The organism is Bacteroidota bacterium, assembly GCA_038746285.1.
GTDB lineage: Bacteria > Bacteroidota > Rhodothermia > Rhodothermales > JANQRZ01 > JANQRZ01.
On sequence record JBCDKT010000001.1, the window covers coordinates 85,156 to 104,122 of the forward strand.

Genomic DNA, 18,967 nt, shown 5'->3' on the forward strand with positions numbered 1-18,967 from the left:
CACCGCACCGTCCCCATGCTTACGACCTCCGAGCCCCTCGCCGAACTGAAAGAGCGCTGGACCGCGTACCGCCGCGAGAACCCCAGCGTCCGCATCCGCAACGCTGCCGCCGAACTCGGCGTGAGCGAGGCCGAACTCGTCGCCACGAGCGAGGGCGACGGCGCGACCCGGCTCGACGGCGGCTGGGGTGCGCTCCTGGAGGAGGCCGAGACGATGGGCGAGGTGATGGCGCTGACGCGCAACGACGCCTGCGTCCACGAGAAGACCGGCACCTACCGCAACGTCAAGCTGATGGAGAAGCACGCGATGGGACTCGTGCTCGACGAGGACATCGACCTCCGCCTCTTCCTCGGGCGCTGGCGCTTCGGGTTCGCCGTCGAGACCCCGTGGGACGGCGCGAAGGACGGCCTCCGCCGCAGCCTCCAGTTCTTCGACGCCCACGGCACGGCCGTCCACAAGGTCTTCCTCAAGCGCAAGAGCGACATCGAGGCCTACGACCGCCTCGTGGCGAAGTACCGCCACGCCGAGCCGGAGGCCGCCCTCGGCATCGAGCCCGTCCCGGAGCCTGAGCCCGAGACGCCCGACGCCGACCTCGACCGCGCCGCCTTCCTCCAGGCGTGGGCCGAACTCAAGGACACGCACGACTTCTTCCCGCTCCTGATGAACCACGGCGTGGGCCGCCTCCAGGCGCTCCGCCTCGCCGAGAACACCTTCGCCGAGCGCGCCGAGCCGGCCAGCGTCCGCCAGATGCTGGAGCACGCCGCCGCCGCCGCGACGCCGATCATGGTGTTCGTCTCGAGTGCGGGCTGCATCCAGATCCACACCGGGACGGTGAAGAAGCTCAAGGAGTACGGCCCGTGGTACAACGTGCTAGACCCCGGCTTCAACCTCCACCTCAACGAGGAGCACATCGACTCCGCCTGGGTCGTCCGCAAGCCGACGATCGACGGGACGGTGACGGCCCTCGAGATCTTCGACGCCGAGGGCGAGCTGATCGTGCAGTTCTTCGGCAAGCGCAAGCCGGGCACGCCGGAGCTGGAGCCGTGGCGCGAGATCATCGCCGGGCTGCCGCGAACCTGATCCCTGTTTCCTCAACGGGCTGCGCACTGCGCGAGGAGGTAGGGACGGCTCGCCGATCCGTCCGCGCTCGGCCGTGCTTGCCAGGGTAGCACGCTCGGCGAGCACGCCCGACCGCAGCCCGGTCCCAGCGTGCGGAAGTCGGCCAGAGGCCGTAGTCAGGCCGGAGCGCACGAGGGCGCGACCGCTGAAGCCGCCGTGCCCTCGCGCGTCCGGCCAGGCAGCCGGGGCTAGCGCGTAACCGCGATGCACTGCGTCCGCCTGAGAGTCGGGGTCAAGCGCTCGTGCGGGCGTTCCGGTTGTGGCCTGCGCGACCCTTGCTTCGCGTTTCAATCTAGTGTACCATGCCACCACTCCACTGGCCGTCACCCGGGACTACCAATGCCCGACCGGGGTGCCCATCGCTGCCGCATCTGCTCTAGGCTGCGGCCCACGCTCGTCCTCGCGCTGCTCGCGTTCGGCTTCGCAGCCGACGCCCTCGCGCAGCGTGAAACGGTGGGGAGCATCGAGGAAATAGGGCGTGACCGGCGCTCGGTGGACTCGACCGACGCCGTCCGGCTGACCTCCACCCCGGTCTACACCCGCAAGCCCGCCCGGCGGCAGGACGCGCTCCACATCGGGGAGCTCGTAGAACTGCTCGAACCGTACTACGTCCGCGCTAACCTCAGCCGTGGCACGACGCGGACCCGCCTCTTCGCGGGCTCCTCCGGCGCGTCCATCAACGTGTTCGAGCTAGAGGAGCGCGGAGCCTACGAAATCCTACCGGGGGGCGTGGACCCGCTGAGCGGGCTAGAGCTTCGCATCCGGCACGGGGTCATGGTCCTCGAACACGCCGCCGGCCGGCTCGACGTGTGGGTCGACAGCACCCTCATGCGCATCTTCGGCACGACGGTGCTCATCGCGGCGGACTCAGCGAGCACCGAGGCGTTCTGCTTTCTCCAGCAGGGCCACGTTGCGTTCCCGGACTACGGGATCGACGCCCGCGGCAGCGACGTGATGTGGCGGCTCCGCGCCGGGGCGGCCCCGGAGCGGATCGGGATGGGCGCGGTGGTGCAGGAGCAGTTCCGCCAGGAGATCCGGCACATCACGCACGAGGTCTGGCCCGTCGCCTTCTGGCGGAAGCCGGGTTTCTACCTCCCGGTCGGGGCAGCCGTCCTCGGCGCGGGCCTCTACTTCCTCCTCAGGCCTGGCGGCGGCGATGGACGCTCCGGTGATGTCCTCATCCGTCTTCCCGGCTGACACGCACGAGGCGTTATGACGGCCTCTCGTCTCTTCGTTCTGACCCTGATCGCCGCGGCCCTCACCGGCTGCGCCGACGAGCACGCCGTCGCGCCTGACCTGGAAGGCGCGAGCCCCGATGTCGTCTTCGATCTCCGGCCGCTCTTCCGGACCGACGACGGCCAGGAGCCCTGCGTCTCCGTGGCGGATTCGCTCACGCTCCTGGTCGAGGATGCGGACGGAGGACGCCAGACCCGCCGCGTGGACCTGAGCCCCGAGGTCGCGGAGATCCGCCTTCCCGTCGAGGTTGAGGCGGGCACCGTGACGTTCACGGCGGAGGTGACGAGCAACAACGGGGCGCTGCTCTACGCCGGAGCCGAAACGACCGTCATCGATGCCGACGCGTTCCGCGTAGAGGTCGAACTCCGCGCCGTAAACGCGGTGCTCAAGGCGTGCAACGTTCCCGCGCCGCTCGTCTTCAACGACGATGCCTTCCGCGGGGCCGTGCAGGTGATCAACCGCGGGACGCGGGTGGCCGCATGGCGGGCTGTCGTGGACGCGCCGCTGTGCGACAACGAGCCGTGCCTCGTCCTGACTCCCGACTCTTCCTCGACCGCGCCGGACGACACCACCGACGTGCTCGCCCGCGCCGACTTCGGAAGTAGCGGGTCGGCCTTCAGCGCGCGGATCGATTCAGAGGTGGGATTCCTCGACCTGCGCTTCGTCATTCAACCCATCAACCCCTCCCTCTCATGGACCCCATTACGCTCATCGTCACGGCGCTCGCTACCGGCGCGGCGGCTGGACTGAAAGACATGCCCGCCAAGATCATCACGGACACCTACGAGGGTCTGAAGACGCTGATCAAGGACAAGTACAACAAACGAGACGCCGACGAGGCCATCGCCGATCTCGAAAAGAAGCCCGCCTCGGAGGGGCGCAAGGCGGTCGTGCACGAGGAACTGGAAGGCGCAGGGGCCGGCCGGGACGAGGCGGTGTTGCGCCAGGCCCAGGCCGTGCTGAGCGCGGTCCGGGAGCACGCGCCCGAGGCCGCCGAAATGGTAGGGGTCCGGCTCCGAGACATCGAGGTGGCGGAGAACCTCGATATCCACGACGTGGTCTCGTCGGGCCGAGGCGTTGATGCCGAAGGGGTGAGCGTCGGGGGCAGCATGCGGATTGGGGGAGTGCGCGCCGGGACCGACGGCGGAGCGGAGCCGGGAAAGCAGCGCCCCTAGCTACGGGCGCTCTGCCGGGCGCGCTCCTCGAAGAAGGCCTGGCGTCGGTCTTTACGTTCAAAGACGTCAAAGTCGGGCGCGACCTCATCGTGCGCGGCGTCGAGGTCCACCTTCCACCTGCGCCGCCCGCGCCGGAAGACCAGCCCTGGCTGGACGAGCTGCGGCAGTACGTGGGCCGTGAGGTCGGTCAGTGGTTGGAAGACGAACTGCACGGCGGGGCGCCGCTCCAGCCCGGCAAGCAGGAACTGAGCGAGGCCGTAGGTCGCCGCCGGCCGGTGCTCGTCAGCGAGCGCGCGGCGGACCGCCTGCTCGATCCGGCGGAGCCGCTGGCCGAGGTGTTCGTCAACGAAGCCCGGTCGCTGCTCATGCTCGGTGCTCCCGGTGCCGGTAAGTCGGTGATGCTTCGCCAGCTCGCCCGCGACCTCCTCGCGCGCGCCGAGGCCGATCCCCACGAGCCGGTCCCCGTGCTCCTCAACCTCGCAGGCTGGACCGACGACGGGCGGACGTTCCTCGACTGGCTCGCCAGCAGCGACGGCCTGCGGCGCAGCTACCGGAGCTACACCGAGACCGACCTGAAAACGTGGCTCAGAGACCGCCGCCTCTGCCTGCTGCTCGACGGCCTCGACGAGGTGCACCCTGAGCACCGCGCCGCCTGCGTAGCTGCCATCAACGACTTTGCGGCGGGTGCCGGCGGCGGCTCGCCCGGCGGCCTCGTCGTGTGCTCCCGCCTCGGCAGCTACCAGGAGTTGGCCCTCGGCGGTGCGCACCTCATGCTCGGGGCGGCCATCTACCTCCAGCCCCTGACGGAAGAGCAGGTGCGCCGGTACCTCGCGGCAGGCGGTCCTCCCCTCGACGGCCTGCGCGCGGCGTGGAACGAAGACCCGTCCGTCCGAGAACTCGCCCAGAACCCGCTCATGCTTAGCACGATGAGCCTCGCCTTCGAGCGCCTCGGGCGGCTCCGGGGGGAGAACCGGATCGCCCGGCTGCTCGATGCCTTCGTCGAGCGGGTCTTCGAGCGGGCCAGCGAGCGCTTCGGTCGTCAGGAGGAGGCGTCGGCGCTGCCGCTGGACCCGGACGGGCCGGCGCTTCCCTACGACCAGGCACAGACGCTCCGCCGCCTCGGGTGGCTCGCCGACCGGCTGGACGGGCGTGCCACGTTCTACCTGGAGGAGCTTCAGCCAAGCTGGCTGCCCTATGGACGCCCACGCCTGGTCTACACCGTCCTCTCCCGGTGCGCGGGCGGCATCCTGCTGGGCCTCGCCACGAGCATTCTTTTGCTGGCTGCGCTAGGTCTCAGCGGTTCGCTCTTCGGCGGGGTAGCCGAAGCAGCGGCGACGGCGGGAATCGTACTGGCGCTGAGTGTGGCCGGTGCCCTCGCTGCGAGCGTCTTCGCCGTGCGGCGCTTCGCCGCTGCGCCCGACGGCCGAGCGGAGGGGCAGAGCGCGCCGGGGTACCGGCTGTGGCCGCTCACGCTGGCGGCGCTGCTCACCGGCATGGCCTTGCTGGGGGGACTGCTTTTTTCGGCCGGCGGCCCGGCGGGAGCGAAGTACGGAATCCTCTTCGGGGTGCTGTGGGGAGCCGTGACCGCAGTCGTGTTCGAGCCCTCAGCGGGATGGCGTACCGTGGCACGCGACATCCGCCTCGTGGAGCCGCTCCGCTGGTCGTGGCAGAGCGCGGGTCGGGCAGCCCGACGGGGCCTGCTCGTCGGCGCGCTCGTCGGGGCGGTCGCAGGGGGGCTCTGGTCGTGGGTGTGGGGTACGTCGGGGATAGGCGTCGTTCTTGCCGGGGTCGCGGCGGTGGGCGTGGGCGCGGTCGCAGCCGCTGTGGGAGGCGCGCTGGGGGGACTGCGACAGGGGAGCCTAGCGGCCGAGCCTCGCCTAAATCTGGGCTTCCGACTCTCGCTCCGCAACGCCGCCTTCGCCGGAAGCGTCACCGCGCTTGCGGCGGCGGTCGTGTTTCTCCTGCTGGGCCTCATCGTCTCCGCCCTACTCAGCAACCCGACCGGTAGTGCCGCCACAGCCCTGCTCTCTGCGGCGTCCGCTCTCTGGTGGAGCCTCGGCGGCGGACTGCTCTGCGGGCTGCTCGCCGCCCTTCGCTACGGCGGCCTCAACGCCGTCTACCACCTCACCCTGCGGATGCTGCTCGCCCGAGCCGGGCACCTACCGTTCGCCGCCGCCGCCTTCCTCGACTTCACGGCTGACCTCGCGCTGACGCGGCGGGCCGGGGGAGGCTACGCGTTCGCCAACCGGTTCCTGGCTGCACACTTTGCAGCCGGCGGTTCCTCACAGCCGGACTTGGTCGCAGACGCCGAACAGAGCAAAGCGCTGCCCTCCGAAGAAGACGAGCCGCTCGTTTCCGGTCAGGGATAGAGCTGTCGCTCAGCCTCGGCGAGCATGGCGGGGGTGTCCACGTCTTGCCAGAACCCGTCGCCGATGTCGAGCACCGTCATCCGGCCTGCCGCAGCGAGGCGGCCGATACCGTCGGAGAGCGAGGCGTCGCCGCGCTCGTCGTAGACGTCTGCCAGGGCGTCGAGCAGGGCGTGCGTGCAGACGAAGAGGCCCGTGTCGATGCAGTTGTACTCGGCGAGCTGCTTGCCGATGTCGGCGATCCGGCCCTGCTCCTCCCGCACCTTCGTCGCGTCGTCGAGGTCGAAGACGCCGTCGATGTCGTAGTCCACGAGGAGCGTCGCCCCTTGCTCAGGTGGCGTGTGCGCTCCGGCGAGGCGCAGCACGTCGTCGCTGAAGACGTGGTCGGCCATCGTGAGGAGGAAGGGGGCCTCGACGTGCGGGTGGGCGGCGAGGACGGAGATGCCGTTGGCGAGGTCGTAGCGCTCGTTCACCACGAAGTGCAGTTCGGCCTCGCCCGTGTGCACCGACCGGGCAGCAGCCTCGACCTCGTCCGCGCCGTGCCCGACGACAACCACGATCCGCTCGCACCCGGCGACCTCCAGGCTGCGAAGCGTCCGCTGGATGAGGGGTACCCCAGCCACCGGCGTTAGCGGCTTCAGCGCCGTTTCGTCGCTCACACCTTCGAGCCGGGACCCGAACCCGGCGGCGAGGACGATGCCCGTCTTGGTGAGATCGGTCCCGGTGCCGCCGCTCACTCGACTTCCTCGGCTTCGGCGTGCGTCTCGAAGTGCTCGGAAAGATGGGTGATCGGCTCTTCGCCCGCCATCACGCGGAGCGTGTTCTTGAGCCGGAAGTGCTGGATGAACAGGTCATGCTCCTGGACGTGGCCCGAGGGCGTGTGCGGGCTCTTGAAATAGAACGAGAGCCACTCCTGGATCCCCGAGCGCCCGGCGCGCGCGGCGAGGTCGAGGAAGAGCGCGAGGTCGAGCACGATCGGCGCGGCGAGGATCGAGTCGCGGCAGAGGAAGTTGACCTTGACCTGCATCCGGTAGCCGAGCCAGCCGAAGAGGTCGATGTTGTCCCAGCCCTCCTTCGCGTCGCCGTGCGGCGGGTAGTAGTTGATGCGGATTTTGTGGTAGAGGTCGCCGTAGAGGTGGGGGTAGGTCTCGGGCTGGAAGATGGTGTCGAGCACGCCGGCCTTCGTGACCTCTTTGGCGCGGAAGCTGTCGGCGTCGTCCAGCACCTCGCCGTCGCGGTTGCCGAGGATGTTGGTCGAGAACCAGCCCTTGAGCCCGAGCATCCGGGCCTTGAAGCCGGGGGCGAGGATGGTCTTCATCATCGTCTGCCCGGTCTTGAAGTCCTTCCCCGCGAGTGGGACGCCGCGCTCCTCGGCGAGTGCTTCGAGCGCTGGGAAGTCAGCCGAGAGGTTGGGCGCGCCGTTGGCGTAGGGGACGCTCTCCATGATCGCGGCGTAGGCGTAGAGCTGGCTCGGCGCAATCGCCGGGTCGTTGTCCTTCATCCCCTGCTCGAACGCCTCGACGGTCATGTGGCAGGGCGACGGAGCGAGGTACACCTCGGTCGAGCCGCACCAGACCATCACGGCGCGCGTCGCGCCCGTCGCCTCGAGCTGCCCCCGGATGTCGTTGCGAAGCTGCTCGGCGAGGTCCCACTTCGTCTCGCCGGTCTTGACGTGCGTCCCGTCGAGCTTCTTGACGTAGGCCCGGTCGAAGGCCGCCGTCATGGGCTCGATGCCGTGGAGGAAGTCCGCCATCGGTTCGAGGTCGCGGTCCTCGAGCACGCCGGCGCGGACGGCGGCGTCGTAGGCGTCGTCCGGGATCGGGTCCCACCCGGCGAAGGCGAGGTCCTCCAGCGGGGCGAGCGGGAGGAGGTCGCGGATGAGCGGGTTCCGGTTCTCGGAGCGCTTCCCGAGGCGGATCGTCTGCATCTGCGAGAGCGAGCCGAAGGGCTGCGCCGCGCCGCGCCGCACGGCCTCGACGCCTGCGATGAACGTGGTGGCGACAGCCCCCATGCCGGGGAGCAGGACGAGGAGCTTGCCGTCGTGGGCGGGGAGGGAGGTAGTCACGGTGGAAGCCGGTCGGGTGGCGTGGAGAACGTGTAGAAATATACCGGGCGGGCTCCGGCCGGTTGGTCGCCCCAGAGCAATTCAGCCCATTCTCACGTCATCGCCCGGCTGCCCGCGCCGAAGCCACCACCTCCTGCATCGCAGCCCACGCCCGCTCGGCGGCGTGCCCGTCGGCTCCGAGCATGTGTCGGTCGAGGAAGTTCTGCGCGGCGTCGCGGCAGCAGGCCGGCTCGTCGAGGCCTCGGTCGATCTGTGCCATCATCTCGTCGAAGTCGTAGGCGAGCAGGCCGCCGTGGTCCTCGGGCGGCAGCTTCCAGACGAACCGCGCCGACTCGACCTCCTTCTCCCGGACGCCGAAGACGGTGTACTGCCGCTCCATGAACGCCTCGTCGGCGCTCGCCACCGGGTAGACGTGGACGGTCGGACGGAGCGTCGCGTAGAACAGATTGGCGATCGAGGAGAAGTTGGTCACCAGCACGTCGGTCACCTGGAGGTCGAGGAAATTGTCCGGATGGCGGTCCTTGAACTTGAGGAGGACGTTCGGATAGCGCCGAGCGAGGTCGTCGAGAAACCGGCGGTAGGGTGCCGGGAACCGGAACGAATCGTGGAGGCGGAGGATGACGTTCGCCTCGCGGCGGTCGAGGTGGGCGAGGAGCCGGTCGAAGAGGTCGGCGTCGCGGCCCCAGTGAGCGAAGACCTCGCCGTAGTGCCACGTCGGGGCGATCAGCACAGTCTTACGATGAACCACATCGAACGGGTAAACCGGCTGCGCGAGCGCCCGGTCGAGCGGGACGCGGAGGTCGTCGTGACTGACGGCCCCAATCAGGCGGCAGTTCTCGGGCGCGAGGCCGCTGACCTCGGTGCGGTGCCCCAGATCCCACGGCCCGAAGCACTGCCAGCGGAAGCGCGGGTTCGGTACGCGGGCATCGCCGAAGGCCTGGCGGACGGAGCGGTGCAGCCACGCGAAGTCGGTCTCGGCGGCGTTCGGGCCGCGCCACCCGAAGCCGTGCCACAGCATCAGCCCCGCCGCCGACGGCGCGCGTAGCGGCACGCGGTTGTCCATCACCGTAAGGTCCGGCCGGAACCCCGGCACCCCGAGGAGCCGGTGCCACGGGCGGCGCTTGACGAGGCGCGTACGCTCCAGCGGAAAAAGCTGCGCCACGCCCTCGCGCCGGAACGTCGCCGGGTCGTCGAGGACGACGCGGACCGCGCAGTTGCCGCGCCGGTCGAGGTACCGGGCGAGGCTCCAGAGGTCGGCCCCGAACGTTGTGGCCCAGATGAGAATTTTCATGGGATGGGAGATCGGACGCTGAGAAGGAGTGCCATGGGGGGCGGTACCTTGTCGAGCGGTCGTCTCCGCGAGCGCCCTGGCCGCATGAGTAAGATTCTTCTCGCCTCCCCTTCTCTCTTCTCGACGGGGGGCGTCCCCAGCATCTGATGAGGTCCTTCCTCGCCTTCACAAGCCACACGGTAGATGTGATGACGAAGGCAACCGAACGGGCGGCTTCCCGAAACACGCCCGAGCCCCTCGCCAACGAGGTCCACTTCATCGACACGAAATCGGGGGCCTGCCGCATCTCGCTCTTCAGGAGGCTCAGGCGCGCTGACTACGGCACCGTTTACATCTCCTTGCTCCAGCACGTCGACAGTGCGTTGATCCCCGCGGCTCTCGGAAGTAAGGTGGTCTGTCATGCACACGGGAATGATCTCTTCACTACCCGGAGGGCGGACCCCGTCACGCGCTGGGCTCGCACGCGAGGGATGCGCAGCGTGGCCCGCTTCATCGCGGTGAGCGACTGGACGGGCGAGCCGCTCGTCCAGCAGGGCGTCGAGACGGCGCGGGTCCAAGTTATTCCCAACGGGGTAAACGCTGCCGCCTTCGCCGCCAGTCCCGTCCGGGATGTCGCCGATGTCGGCGAGGCGGCGTCCGTGCTGCTCACCGTAGCCCGCCTCGTCCCCCGGAAAGGGCACGCTCTCGTGATTGAAGCGCTGCGCCGTCTCCCGGATGTGGCCTACCTCATCATGGGTGAGGGCTCGGAGCGCGCCTGCCTCGAACGCCTCGCCCGTGACACCGGCGTCGCCGACCGTGTCCGGTTCGTGGTCGCGGGATACGTGCCAGACACGGAGTTGCCTGCCTATTGCCACGCCTGCGATGCCGTCAGCATGGCCAGCCAGCACCTCGCTGAGGCGGGCAGCGTGGAGGGGTTCGGGCTGGCATTTCTGGAGGCCAACGCCGTGGGCAAGGCGGTCATAGGGACGAGGACGGGGGGTATTGGTCGGGCTGTGAAGCACGAGCACAACGCCCTCCTCTGCCAGCCCAACGCGCGCGACTGGAGCCGCGTCGTGCACCGGATCGACGAGGTGCTGGCGGCATGAGTACGCCGGACCCCGATCCGCCCCCCGGCAACGACGGCCGGGGGCAGGTCCAAGACGAAGTCCAGCGCGGGGCCGTAGTCAACGCGCTCGGTCTCGCCGCGAAGGTGACGGGGCCGCTGTTCCTGCTCGTCGTCACACGACTTTACGGAGCCGAGGTGTTCGGCGTGTTCGTCTCGGCAGCGGCGCTTGTCGAGATCGCCCTGGCCCTGCTGACCTCCGGGTTCCGCGACGCGGCGGTCCGGTATGTCGCCCGCTACGCGGAGAGCGACCGGGCCCGGCTCTACGATGCACTCGCTAACACGCTCGGCCTTAGCATTGGGGGGGCTATGCTGCTCGCCGCAGCGACTCAAGTGGTCGCCGTGCCCATCGTCCGAGCCCTGTATGATTTCGGCGATGTGCTCGCGCCGGCGGTGCAGGTCATGGCGCTCGCCCTCCCCCTGATGGCGTTCGAGCGCATCGTGCTCGCGGCGACGCAGGGACTGCGGATCATGAAGTACGAGGCCTTCTTCGGGGGCGCGCTGAAGTCGCTCATCTTGCTCGTGATGGCCTACGCGCTCCACCTCGCCATGCCGACGGTGCAAGGGTTGGTGATCGCCTGGATGCTGGCGCAGGCGACCAGCAGCTTCGTGGCGCTGGCGATCTACGGGCGGGAGTTCGCGTGGCGGCCGCTGGGCCACGCCTTCCGGCGCTTCCGGCTCGATCGCAAGCTGCTGAGCTTCGCCATACCTCAAAACCTCAACATGACACTCAACCGCTTTCTGACAGGGGTTGACGTGCTGATGCTTGGGGCGCTCGGCGCGAGCGCGGCGGCAGTCGGGACGTACGGGGCCGGGGCCGCTGTCGTGCGCGAGATTCGGCAGGTCAGGCTCGCCTTCTCTAGTGCCCTCGCCCCGCAGATCGCCCGGCTGTACGGACAGGGCGAGCGCGAGGCGCTGAGCCGCGTCTATTCCACGACGGCCCGGTGGACGGCGACCCTCGGCATCCCGCTCCTGCTCGCGGTGGCGGTGCTCCACACCGACCTGCTTCGGGTCTTTTACCCGGACTATGAGGACGCGGCGGCCTTCATGCTCTGGCTGCTGCTGATCCCTTATTTGAGCACCGGCTTCGGGCTGGCCGGCAACGTCGTCGTGATGACAGGGCACTCCCGGCTCAACCTGTTCAACAGCGTCTCCTCGGGGATCATCAACGTCGCGCTGAACTTCGTGCTGATCCCGCGTTTCGGGTTGGTCGGTGCCGCGGCGGCCTCAGCGCTCGGCTCGCTCGTCACGACCGTGCTCCAACTCTTCGAAGCCCACTGGATCGTCGGTGTGTCGATGCAGCTGGGTGTGATCTACCGCCCGCACGTAGCGGGCCTAGTCGGTCTGGGGGTGGTAGTCGGTATCGCGCTGGCGGTCCCACTGCCGTCGATGCCGCTCGGGTACCGGATCGGAGCAGCCCTTGCCGGTGCGGTCGTCTACGGGCTTGTGCTCTGGGCGCTGACCGGTCGGCCCGGCCCGCCCGAGGCCGTCTAGCTCGCTTGCGCGGCCAAGCGGCGCTCGAGGTATTTGAGGATGCGCACCGCCCGATCATCCCACGTCTGCGCCCCGCCGCGCGCCGCTTCGGTGAGGCGCGCGCGGAGAGCCTCGTCCGCCAGGAGGGCCGAGAGCGCATCGGCGGCGGCCCCGATGTCGTCCGGGGGCACGAGGCGGGCCGAGACGCCGTCGACGAGGACCTCGGTGAGGTCGGGCGTCGCCGGTCCGAAGATAGCCCGCCCGGCGGCCCGGTACAGAAACGTCTTCATCGGCAGCACCGTGTTGCCGACGGACTCGAGCGGGCCGCGCGTCGGCGGGACGAGCAGTACGTCGGCGGCGTAGAGGTACGGCACGGTCGCCGAGAAGGGCTGCCACGGCACGACCGTCACGTTCGCCATCCCGGCGGCCCGTCTCTCGACCGGCCCGTCACCCTTCGACCCGACGAGTACGAACTGGGCCTCCGGGAGATGCACGGCGAGGTCGAGCACCAGGCCCAGCCCCTTCTCCGGCGAGACGTGCCCGGCGTAGGTCACCACAGGCTCGCCCACCGGCAGGCCGAGGCGGGCGCGAGCGTCCTGCTGCGAGAGCACCGGCTCCAGGCGCGCCGGCTCATACCCGTTGTGCGCCACCAGCAACTGCTCGTCGCGCGCCCCGATGCGCCGGTAGCTGTCGGCGGCGAGGCGCGAGTGTAGCACGGCTCCGAGAAAGCGCGGGTGCCCAAAAATCCAGCGGAAGAGCGGCGTGCGGCGCGGGTGCTGGTCCGGCCATGGGCGGTAGGTCTCGTAGACGACCGGCGTCCGCCCAAACCAGAGCGCGGCGAGGACGGTCGGCAGGTTACGCGTGTAGAGCACCTCGGCGGCTGCCGCGGCATCGTGGTGAGCCACGACCAGCGAGTGGATCAGCTTTTCCAGGCCGCGAAACGTCGGGAGCCCCTCACGCAGCGCCGTGACGGCGAAGGTCGGGCCGACCTCGTAGAACGCGGCGAGGTCGGCCGCCGTCGGGGCTGGCTGCTGGGCATAGTCAGGCATCAGCAGGTCGACCCGCGCTCCGGCGCTCCCGAGGCTGGAGACGGTCGCCATTAGCTGGTCCGCGTCGGTCGCCGTGCGCGGCAAGAACTGGTCTGTGGAGTAAGCGATCCGCATAAGCGGGAAGGAGCGAGCGCGGGGCGGATACCGGGCGACCGCTGCACAGATCCGAGGATCACGATACGCACCGTCTCTTCTTGCGCGGCACCGCCGGTCGGCCTAGTTTGGCGGCACCGCCCACCAAGCATAGCGCCGATGCCTGCCCGCTCACGTCTCCTGCTCGCTGCCCTCTCCTTTTCTGCCTGCACGCCCGCCCGCGTCACGGTTTCCAACGTCTCCGCTCCGGTCGAAGTCGGGGCGAACGAGAACCTCCACGCCGTGCTCTGGACCCAGACGGCAGCCGAGTACCGCGCCCTCACGCGCCAGACCTACGCCACCGCCGAGCGCGCCCTCGCCCGCGCCCTCGCCGATCCGAGCTGGACCGCCGACACGGAGCAACTCGCGGCGGGCGGCTACGAGGCGCTCCCGCCGGCGGTCGTGCTCGACGTGGACGAGACGGTGCTCGACAACTCGGCCTACCAGGCGCGGCTCGTGCGGACGAACGGGCAGTACGACCGCGAAAGCTGGAAGGCGTGGGTGATGGAGGAGGCCGCTACCCCGGTGCCGGGCGCGCTCGCCTTCACCCTCGCCGCCCAGGACCTCGGCGTGACCGTGGTCTACCTCACCAACCGCCGCACCGACGAGGAGGACGCCACGCGCGCCAACCTCGCCGCGCTCGGCTTCCCCATCGCGGCCAAGTTCGACGGCGTCCTGACGCGAGGCGAGGCCGACGAGAAGAGCGACAAGACCGCCCGGCGTGCCGTCGTCACCGAGCAGTTCCGCGTCGTCGCCTACTTCGGCGACAACCTCGGCGACTTCCTCCCGGACGCGGCCGACTCCGTCGACGCCCGCAACGCCGTTGCCGCGCCGTACGCCGACTGGTGGGGCGAGCGCTGGTTCATGTTCCCGAACCCGCAGTACGGCCACTGGGAGGGCGTCGTGTTCGGAGGCGACTACAGCCTCTCCCGCGAAGAGCGCCTCCGCCGCAAGGCCGACGCGCTGCGCGTCGATTAGGAGCGGAAGAGCGGAGAACGAGAAGAGCGAAAGACGTCCGGGTGCACCGCCGAGTCAGCCTTCCCCGCGTCCGCTCGTCCTTTCCGCCGCTCCTAACCCGCTGACGAACGCCCGGAGCGAGGCATACCCGAGCCGCCCCACCGCCTCGCTCCACGGCACCCATTCGACGGCCTCGATGCCCTCGCAGGCCTCGGGTGTGAAGGTGCGCTCCGGCGTCTCCATCACGTACCAGTGCGTCGTCTTGACCGCGTAGCGGTTCTTGTGCGGGTAGCCGTGCACTGTCGTCCCCGCCGGCCGGACGATCCGCAGCCGCTCGACGCCGACCTCCTCGCGGACCTCGCGGAGCGCGCAGGCCTCGACGGTCTCGCCGGGGTCGAGCTTGCCTTTGGGGAGGTCCCACGCGCCGCGCCGGAAGATGAGCAGCAGGAGCGGCTCGCCCGGAACGCCCGCGTCGTGCCGGACGACGAGGCCGCCGGCGGCCGTCACGGGCACGGGTGGGCGGTAGGGGTCGAGGTTCGGAATCGCCTCGGGCGGTGCGGGGTCGGCCGAGCCTTCGAGGACGAGGAGGCGCTCGGCGTCGGTGCACGCCGCGCGGGCGGCGTCGAAGGCGTCGAAAAAGCGGGCGGTGTTATCCTTCCGCGACACGCCCCGCGTGCGTATCGTGTACAATGCCTCCGCCGGGACGCAGGCGAACCGAAGCGCGTACCCTGCCTGCGAGACCCCGTCCTTTTCCATGTCCGTGATGCGTGAAACGTGACGCGCGAAGGTACGCGCCGACACCGGGTTCACGCCTTGCGCCCGATCCTTCACCCCTCATGTCCAGCTACGCGTACGACCTCATCGTGATCGGCGGCGGGGCCGCCGGCCTGACCGCCTCCGGCCTCGCGGCCTCCTTCGGGGCCAAGACCATGATGGTCGAGCGCCACCGCCTCGGCGGCGACTGCACCTGGACCGGCTGCGTCCCGAGCAAGACCATCATCAAGGCCGCCCACGTCGCCCACGCGATGCGCGACGCCGGGCACGTCGGCCTCACCGACACGGCACCGGAGATCCCGTTCGACAAAGTCGTCGCCCACATCCACGCCGTCCGCGAGGAGGTCTACCACGACGCCGACCGGCCCGAGATCTACGAGGACCTCGGCGTGGACCTCCGCTTCGGCGACGCCCGCTTTACGGATCCGCACCGGATCGTGATCGAGGGCGAGGACGGGAGCGAGGAGGTCTCGGCGCGGAAGTTCGTCATCGCCACCGGCGGACGCGCCTTCGTCCCGCCCATCGACGGGATCGACGCCGTGGACGTGCTCACCAACGACTCGCTCTTCGAGATGACCGAGCAGCCCGCCTCGCTCGTCGTCATCGGCGGCGGGCCGATCGGGACCGAGATGGCGCAGAGCTTCACCCGACTCGGGACCGAGGTGACGGTCGTCGACCAGGGCCAGCGCATCCTCGGGCGCGACGACGCCGAGCACGCCGAGATGCTCCGCGCCTCGCTCGAGGCCGAGGGCGTCCGCTTCGTCCTCGGCGCCCGCGTCGAGCGCCTCGCCGAGGAGGACGGCCAGAAGGTGGTCTACGCCTCCGTGGGCGGCGAGGCTCGGGCGCTCCGGGCCGACGCCGTCCTCGTCGCCACCGGGCGGCGGCCCAACATCGAAGACCTCGGCCTCGACGCCGCCGGCGTCACTACGACGAAGCGCGGCATCAAAGTCAACGACCGCTGCCTGACCTCGCAGAGCCACATCTTCGCCGCCGGCGACTGCACGGGCGAGTACCAGCTCACCCACATGAGCGAGCACATGGCGAAGATTGCGACCACGAACGCCATCCTCCGCGTCCCGTCCACCCTCGACCGGAAGCACGTCCCGTGGGCTACGTTCGCCGACCCCGAGATCGCGCATGTCGGCGCGACGGAGGAGGAGTTGAAGGAGCGCGGGGCGAAGTACGAGGTCTTCCGCTTCCCCTACACGAAGGTGGACCGCGCCATCACCGAAAGCTCAACGACCGGGCAGATCAAGGTCTTCGCCACCAAGTGGCGCGGCACGATCCTCGGCGCGAGCGTCCTCGGCGACCGGGCGGGCGAGCTGATCTCGCTCTACGGCGTGGCGATGAAAAACGGCGTCACCCTCCGCGCCATAGCCGACACGATCTTCCCCTACCCGACTTACGCCCTCGGCGCCCGCCGCGCCGCCGATCAGTGGTACGCCCGCAAGCAGTACCCCGGCGTCGTGCGGACCGTCCAGAAGCTCTTCGGCTACCGCGGTCCCGAGCCGAAGCCCATCGACCCGAACCGGATCGTGTGAAAACAGAAGAGGACTGCCCCGTCGCCGGAGCAGCCCTCGTGCGGTCAGTCGCTCTCTGGAGGGGTAGCCCTCAGGGAGCACACGGCGCGGCTTAGTTGAAGCCGAGGCGGGTGACGTTCTCCGCGGCGGGGCCCTTCTGGCCCTGCGTGATGTCGAACTCGACCTTTTCTCCCTCTTCGAGGGTCTTGAAGCCATCGCCGTTGATGGCGGAGTGGTGGACGAAGCAGTCCTTGGAGCCGTCCTCGGGCGTGACAAAGCCGAAGCCCTTGGCGTCGTTGAACCACTTCACTGTTCCTGTCGTGCGCATACTGCTATACCTTCTGGTTGTGGGCGGCACAGCGCGGGGAGCCCGCCCGTGCCTGCTCGGTCCGTGCGTCCATCGCCCCACACGGTGGGCGTTGAGCAAAAAAGAAGGACCGGGTCGATAGTCGTCCCGGTCCCTACAACACGGGTGCTGCCACTCACGGGAGCATTCGCTCGCGGAGTGCTTGCTGCTCGATTGAGGGCAGAATACGCAACAGGGACCAGCGAGTCCCGTGTTCACGGACTCTTCGTGATGCGTCAACTCAGCATCCGGCGTTCCGGCAAGCGCCCTTACCCGTCATCTTCCCAGTGAAACACGCTGGCCTGACTCTGCCGACTTGTAGATTGCCGTCATAATCCGCACGTCGCGCATACCTTCGAGGCCTGGCGTCTTCGGTTTGCGGTCGTCTTGCACGGCCTCGGCCATCTCGTCGAGCATCGCGGCGAACTGGTTGACGTTCGGGATGACGATGCGCTCGTGGGTGCGGCCCCGCGTGAGGATGAGGCGGCGCTCGTAGTACTTCGTCGCCGGGTCGAGCGTGACGGTGCCGGCGTCGCCGAAGACCTGGAGCCGGTTGGCACCCTCAGTGAGGTAGCTCGACGTGCAGCTCGCCACCGCGCCCGACGGAAACTGCATCGACCACGCGACGCCTTCCTCGACCTCCACCTCGGGGCGGCCGCTGCCCGGCGCGAACCGGGCCGTCACCTCGGTCGGCTCCTCGCCGAGGAGGTAGCGCACCCCGTTGAGCGCGTAGATGCCGATGTCGAACAGCGAGCCGCCCCCGGCAAGGTCGCGCTTGGCCCGCCACCCGTCGCGCCGGTCCGCGAGGTCGAGGATGCGCCCGTGGTTGCCGACCGCGATCCGGGGCGTGCCGATCTGCGCGCCCTCGCCGCGCACGAGGTCGATGGCGCGCAGGTTGTACGGGTCGAGCTGCGCCCGGTAGCCGATCATCAGCTTGCGGCCCGCCGCCTGGCCCGCCGCGATCATCGCCTCGCAGTCCGCGACGGTCGCCGCCATCGGCTTCTCGCAGAGGACGTGCTTGCCCGCTGCGAAGGACCGCTCGGTCCAGGCGCGGTGCATCGTGTTCGGCAGGATGAGGTAGACCACCTCGACGGTCTCGTCCTCCGCGATCCGGTCGAAGGTCTCGTAGCTGTAGACGTGCCGCTCCGCGAGGCCGTGCGCCCGGGCGACGGCGCGCGCCTTGTCCGGGTCTCCCGAGACGACCGCCGCGAGCCGGCATCGCCGCGTCGCCGGCAGGTTCGGGAGGATCTGCTCCAGCGCGTACGCGCCGAGGCCGACCAGGGCGAACCCGACGCGCCCGGCAGGGGGCAGCGCGAGGGGCGTGAAGTCAGTCATAGGGGAAAAGCTGAGGGCGATGAACAGAAAAGCCTCTAGCGCGTATACTGGTCCTGCAGATCCCGCACGTTCCAAGCCACACCGTGCCGGGCTGCGAGCATCGCATTTGTCCGATCAACAACAGAGGTCGTTGTGGGAATCTACACGCTGAAGGAAGCCGAACTGAACGGAGTCGAGGGGCAGGGCTACGCCTACCCCGTCAAGACATTTCGAGGGAAGGAGTACAAAGGCGTGTTCTTCGCCGAGAACGAGGAGGCCATCGAAGTGGCCGAGGGCGAGGAGGAGGTCGAGTTCACCGGCACGATCTACGACCGGACGCGCGAGCGCGTGGAGACGTTCAACGTCAACGTCGTCAACACCGTCTCCGCCGGCATCGGCGAGCGCGCTGACTTCGTAGCGCTCGAAAAGCCCTAGCCGAGCAGCAGAGGTGCGGCCTCTCGGCGGGGAGCCGATGAATGCCTCCCCGCTCGGCGGACTCGGGAGACTGCCGGGCCACCTGCTCCGGAACCGATGGCCGGTGACGCGACTGCCCTGGAAACCTACGGCGGTCACCTCCGGGTCCGCGTCGGGGCGCTGGTGTTCGACGAGGCTGAGGTGCCCGGCGCGGTTCTGCTCGTCGAGCACAAGGCGCTTCGCGGGGAGGGTTCGTTCTGGACCCCGCCCGGCGGCGGCGTGGAGTTCGGCGAGTCGCTCCCGGAAGCCCTGCGGCGCGAAGTAGAGGAGGAGACCGGGCTCCGCGTGCGCGTCGGCCCGCTGCGCTACACGCTCGACTTCGTCCGGCCCCCGCTGCACGCCGTCTCGTTCTACTTCCAGTGCACCGCCGAGGGTGGCACCCTCGCCACAGGCTCCGACCCCGAACTCGGTAACGATCAGCTCATCCGCAGCAGCGGCTTCGTTTCGTTTGACGCGCTCGGCGGGCTGACGCTCTACCCCGAGGGCTTCGCCGAACGCCTGCCGGCCGAAGCCCGAAGCGGGTTTCCATCGGGAACGCAGCACCTCGGGACATTGCGCTGAACCGCCAGGTTGC

At 69.4% G+C, this 18,967-nt stretch carries 18 protein-coding genes; 11 read left to right on the forward strand and 7 right to left on the reverse strand.

From position 1 onward, the window contains the following. Positions 1-15: 15 nt before the first annotated feature. The 5 genes from AAGI91_00365 (at position 16) to AAGI91_00385 (ending at position 5,899) form a co-directional block, all read left to right on the forward strand. Positions 16-1,080, forward strand: coding sequence for a ChuX/HutX family heme-like substrate-binding protein (locus AAGI91_00365; protein ID MEM1041058.1), 1,065 nt, complete (start codon positions 16-18; stop codon positions 1,078-1,080). Between the two features lie 378 nt (positions 1,081-1,458). Further along, complete coding sequence (locus AAGI91_00370; protein ID MEM1041059.1) at positions 1,459-2,316, forward strand: hypothetical protein; 858 nt, start codon at positions 1,459-1,461, stop codon at positions 2,314-2,316. 15 nt (positions 2,317-2,331) lie between these two features. Next, positions 2,332-3,105 (forward strand): hypothetical protein, encoded by a 774-nt coding sequence (locus AAGI91_00375; protein MEM1041060.1) that lies wholly within the window; start codon positions 2,332-2,334, stop codon positions 3,103-3,105. After that, complete coding sequence (locus tag AAGI91_00380; GenBank protein ID MEM1041061.1) at positions 3,048-3,530, forward strand: hypothetical protein; 483 nt, start codon at positions 3,048-3,050, stop codon at positions 3,528-3,530. Before AAGI91_00375 ends, AAGI91_00380 begins: the two co-directional genes overlap by 58 nt. Positions 3,531-3,619: 89 nt before the next feature. After that, positions 3,620-5,899, forward strand: a complete 2,280-nt coding sequence (locus AAGI91_00385; GenBank protein MEM1041062.1) for a hypothetical protein — start codon at positions 3,620-3,622, stop codon at positions 5,897-5,899. Here AAGI91_00385 and AAGI91_00390 read toward each other — a convergent pair. The 3 genes from AAGI91_00390 to AAGI91_00400 form a co-directional block, all read right to left on the reverse strand. After that, complete coding sequence (locus tag AAGI91_00390) at positions 5,890-6,633, reverse strand: NTP transferase domain-containing protein (protein MEM1041063.1); 744 nt, start codon at positions 6,631-6,633, stop codon at positions 5,890-5,892. The genes AAGI91_00385 and AAGI91_00390 overlap by 10 nt on opposite strands. Then, complete coding sequence (locus AAGI91_00395; GenBank protein ID MEM1041064.1) at positions 6,630-7,961, reverse strand: inositol-3-phosphate synthase; 1,332 nt, start codon at positions 7,959-7,961, stop codon at positions 6,630-6,632. Before AAGI91_00395 ends, AAGI91_00390 begins: the two co-directional genes overlap by 4 nt. Positions 7,962-8,058: 97 nt before the next feature. Further along, positions 8,059-9,252, reverse strand: a complete 1,194-nt coding sequence (locus tag AAGI91_00400) for a hypothetical protein (GenBank protein ID MEM1041065.1) — start codon at positions 9,250-9,252, stop codon at positions 8,059-8,061. Between the two features lie 146 nt (positions 9,253-9,398). On the opposite strand from AAGI91_00400, the gene AAGI91_00405 reads away from it, so the two are divergent. Both AAGI91_00405 and AAGI91_00410 read left to right on the forward strand, forming a co-directional pair. Further along, positions 9,399-10,337, forward strand: a complete 939-nt coding sequence (locus AAGI91_00405) for a glycosyltransferase family 4 protein (protein MEM1041066.1) — start codon at positions 9,399-9,401, stop codon at positions 10,335-10,337. Beyond that, complete coding sequence (locus AAGI91_00410; protein MEM1041067.1) at positions 10,334-11,848, forward strand: oligosaccharide flippase family protein; 1,515 nt, start codon at positions 10,334-10,336, stop codon at positions 11,846-11,848. The genes AAGI91_00405 and AAGI91_00410 overlap by 4 nt, the downstream gene beginning before the upstream one ends. On the opposite strand, the gene AAGI91_00415 is transcribed toward AAGI91_00410, so the two are convergent. Further along, positions 11,845-12,990, reverse strand: coding sequence for a glycosyltransferase (locus AAGI91_00415; protein MEM1041068.1), 1,146 nt, complete (start codon positions 12,988-12,990; stop codon positions 11,845-11,847). The two genes, AAGI91_00410 and AAGI91_00415, sit on opposite strands and share 4 nt — an antisense overlap. A 138-nt stretch (positions 12,991-13,128) precedes the next feature. On the opposite strand from AAGI91_00415, the gene AAGI91_00420 reads away from it, so the two are divergent. Continuing rightward, a complete protein-coding gene (locus tag AAGI91_00420) occupies positions 13,129-13,986 on the forward strand; it encodes an HAD family acid phosphatase (GenBank protein ID MEM1041069.1) in 858 nt (285 codons plus the stop codon). Positions 13,987-14,040: 54 nt separating this feature from the next. On the opposite strand, the gene AAGI91_00425 is transcribed toward AAGI91_00420, so the two are convergent. Next, on the reverse strand, positions 14,041-14,721 hold the full coding sequence (locus tag AAGI91_00425; protein ID MEM1041070.1) for an NUDIX hydrolase: 681 nt from the start codon (positions 14,719-14,721) through the stop codon (positions 14,041-14,043). 80 nt (positions 14,722-14,801) lie between these two features. Between AAGI91_00425 and AAGI91_00430 the strand changes: the two genes are divergently transcribed. Then, positions 14,802-16,280 (forward strand): FAD-dependent oxidoreductase, encoded by a 1,479-nt coding sequence (locus AAGI91_00430; protein MEM1041071.1) that lies wholly within the window; start codon positions 14,802-14,804, stop codon positions 16,278-16,280. Between the two features lie 91 nt (positions 16,281-16,371). Here the strand turns inward: AAGI91_00430 and AAGI91_00435 are convergent, their stop codons facing one another. Both AAGI91_00435 and AAGI91_00440 read right to left on the reverse strand, forming a co-directional pair. Beyond that, complete coding sequence (locus AAGI91_00435) at positions 16,372-16,587, reverse strand: cold-shock protein (protein MEM1041072.1); 216 nt, start codon at positions 16,585-16,587, stop codon at positions 16,372-16,374. Between the two features lie 294 nt (positions 16,588-16,881). After that, positions 16,882-17,940, reverse strand: a complete 1,059-nt coding sequence (locus AAGI91_00440; GenBank protein ID MEM1041073.1) for a Gfo/Idh/MocA family oxidoreductase — start codon at positions 17,938-17,940, stop codon at positions 16,882-16,884. A 132-nt stretch (positions 17,941-18,072) separates the two neighbouring features. Between AAGI91_00440 and AAGI91_00445 the strand changes: the two genes are divergently transcribed. Both AAGI91_00445 and AAGI91_00450 read left to right on the forward strand, forming a co-directional pair. Next, complete coding sequence (locus AAGI91_00445; GenBank protein ID MEM1041074.1) at positions 18,073-18,354, forward strand: hypothetical protein; 282 nt, start codon at positions 18,073-18,075, stop codon at positions 18,352-18,354. A 96-nt stretch (positions 18,355-18,450) separates the two neighbouring features. Continuing rightward, the gene (locus AAGI91_00450; GenBank protein ID MEM1041075.1) at positions 18,451-18,954 is read left to right on the forward strand and encodes an NUDIX hydrolase; all 504 of its coding nucleotides are present in this window, start codon (positions 18,451-18,453) and stop codon (positions 18,952-18,954) included. The last annotated feature ends 13 nt before the right edge of the window (positions 18,955-18,967 follow it).

Bases quoted from the DNA above. Each gene is read 5' to 3' on its own strand.
- AAGI91_00420 (MEM1041069.1), top strand. From the start codon at position 13,129: ATGCCTGCCCGCTCACGTCTCCTGCTCGCTGCCCTCTCCTTTTCTGCC.
- AAGI91_00405 (MEM1041066.1), top strand. From the start codon at position 9,399: ATGAGGTCCTTCCTCGCCTTCACAAGCCACACGGTAGATGTGATGACG.
- AAGI91_00430 (MEM1041071.1), top strand. From the start codon at position 14,802: ATGTCCAGCTACGCGTACGACCTCATCGTGATCGGCGGCGGGGCCGCC.
- AAGI91_00400 (MEM1041065.1), bottom strand. From the start codon at position 9,252: ATGAAAATTCTCATCTGGGCCACAACGTTCGGGGCCGACCTCTGGAGC.
- AAGI91_00440 (MEM1041073.1), bottom strand. From the start codon at position 17,940: ATGACTGACTTCACGCCCCTCGCGCTGCCCCCTGCCGGGCGCGTCGGG.
- AAGI91_00370 (MEM1041059.1), top strand. From the start codon at position 1,459: ATGCCCGACCGGGGTGCCCATCGCTGCCGCATCTGCTCTAGGCTGCGG.
- AAGI91_00375 (MEM1041060.1), top strand. From the start codon at position 2,332: ATGACGGCCTCTCGTCTCTTCGTTCTGACCCTGATCGCCGCGGCCCTC.
- AAGI91_00415 (MEM1041068.1), bottom strand. From the start codon at position 12,990: ATGCGGATCGCTTACTCCACAGACCAGTTCTTGCCGCGCACGGCGACC.
- AAGI91_00380 (MEM1041061.1), top strand. From the start codon at position 3,048: ATGGACCCCATTACGCTCATCGTCACGGCGCTCGCTACCGGCGCGGCG.
- AAGI91_00435 (MEM1041072.1), bottom strand. From the start codon at position 16,587: ATGCGCACGACAGGAACAGTGAAGTGGTTCAACGACGCCAAGGGCTTC.
- AAGI91_00410 (MEM1041067.1), top strand. From the start codon at position 10,334: ATGAGTACGCCGGACCCCGATCCGCCCCCCGGCAACGACGGCCGGGGG.
- AAGI91_00365 (MEM1041058.1), top strand. From the start codon at position 16: ATGCTTACGACCTCCGAGCCCCTCGCCGAACTGAAAGAGCGCTGGACC.
- AAGI91_00450 (MEM1041075.1), top strand. From the start codon at position 18,451: ATGGCCGGTGACGCGACTGCCCTGGAAACCTACGGCGGTCACCTCCGG.
- AAGI91_00425 (MEM1041070.1), bottom strand. From the start codon at position 14,721: ATGGAAAAGGACGGGGTCTCGCAGGCAGGGTACGCGCTTCGGTTCGCC.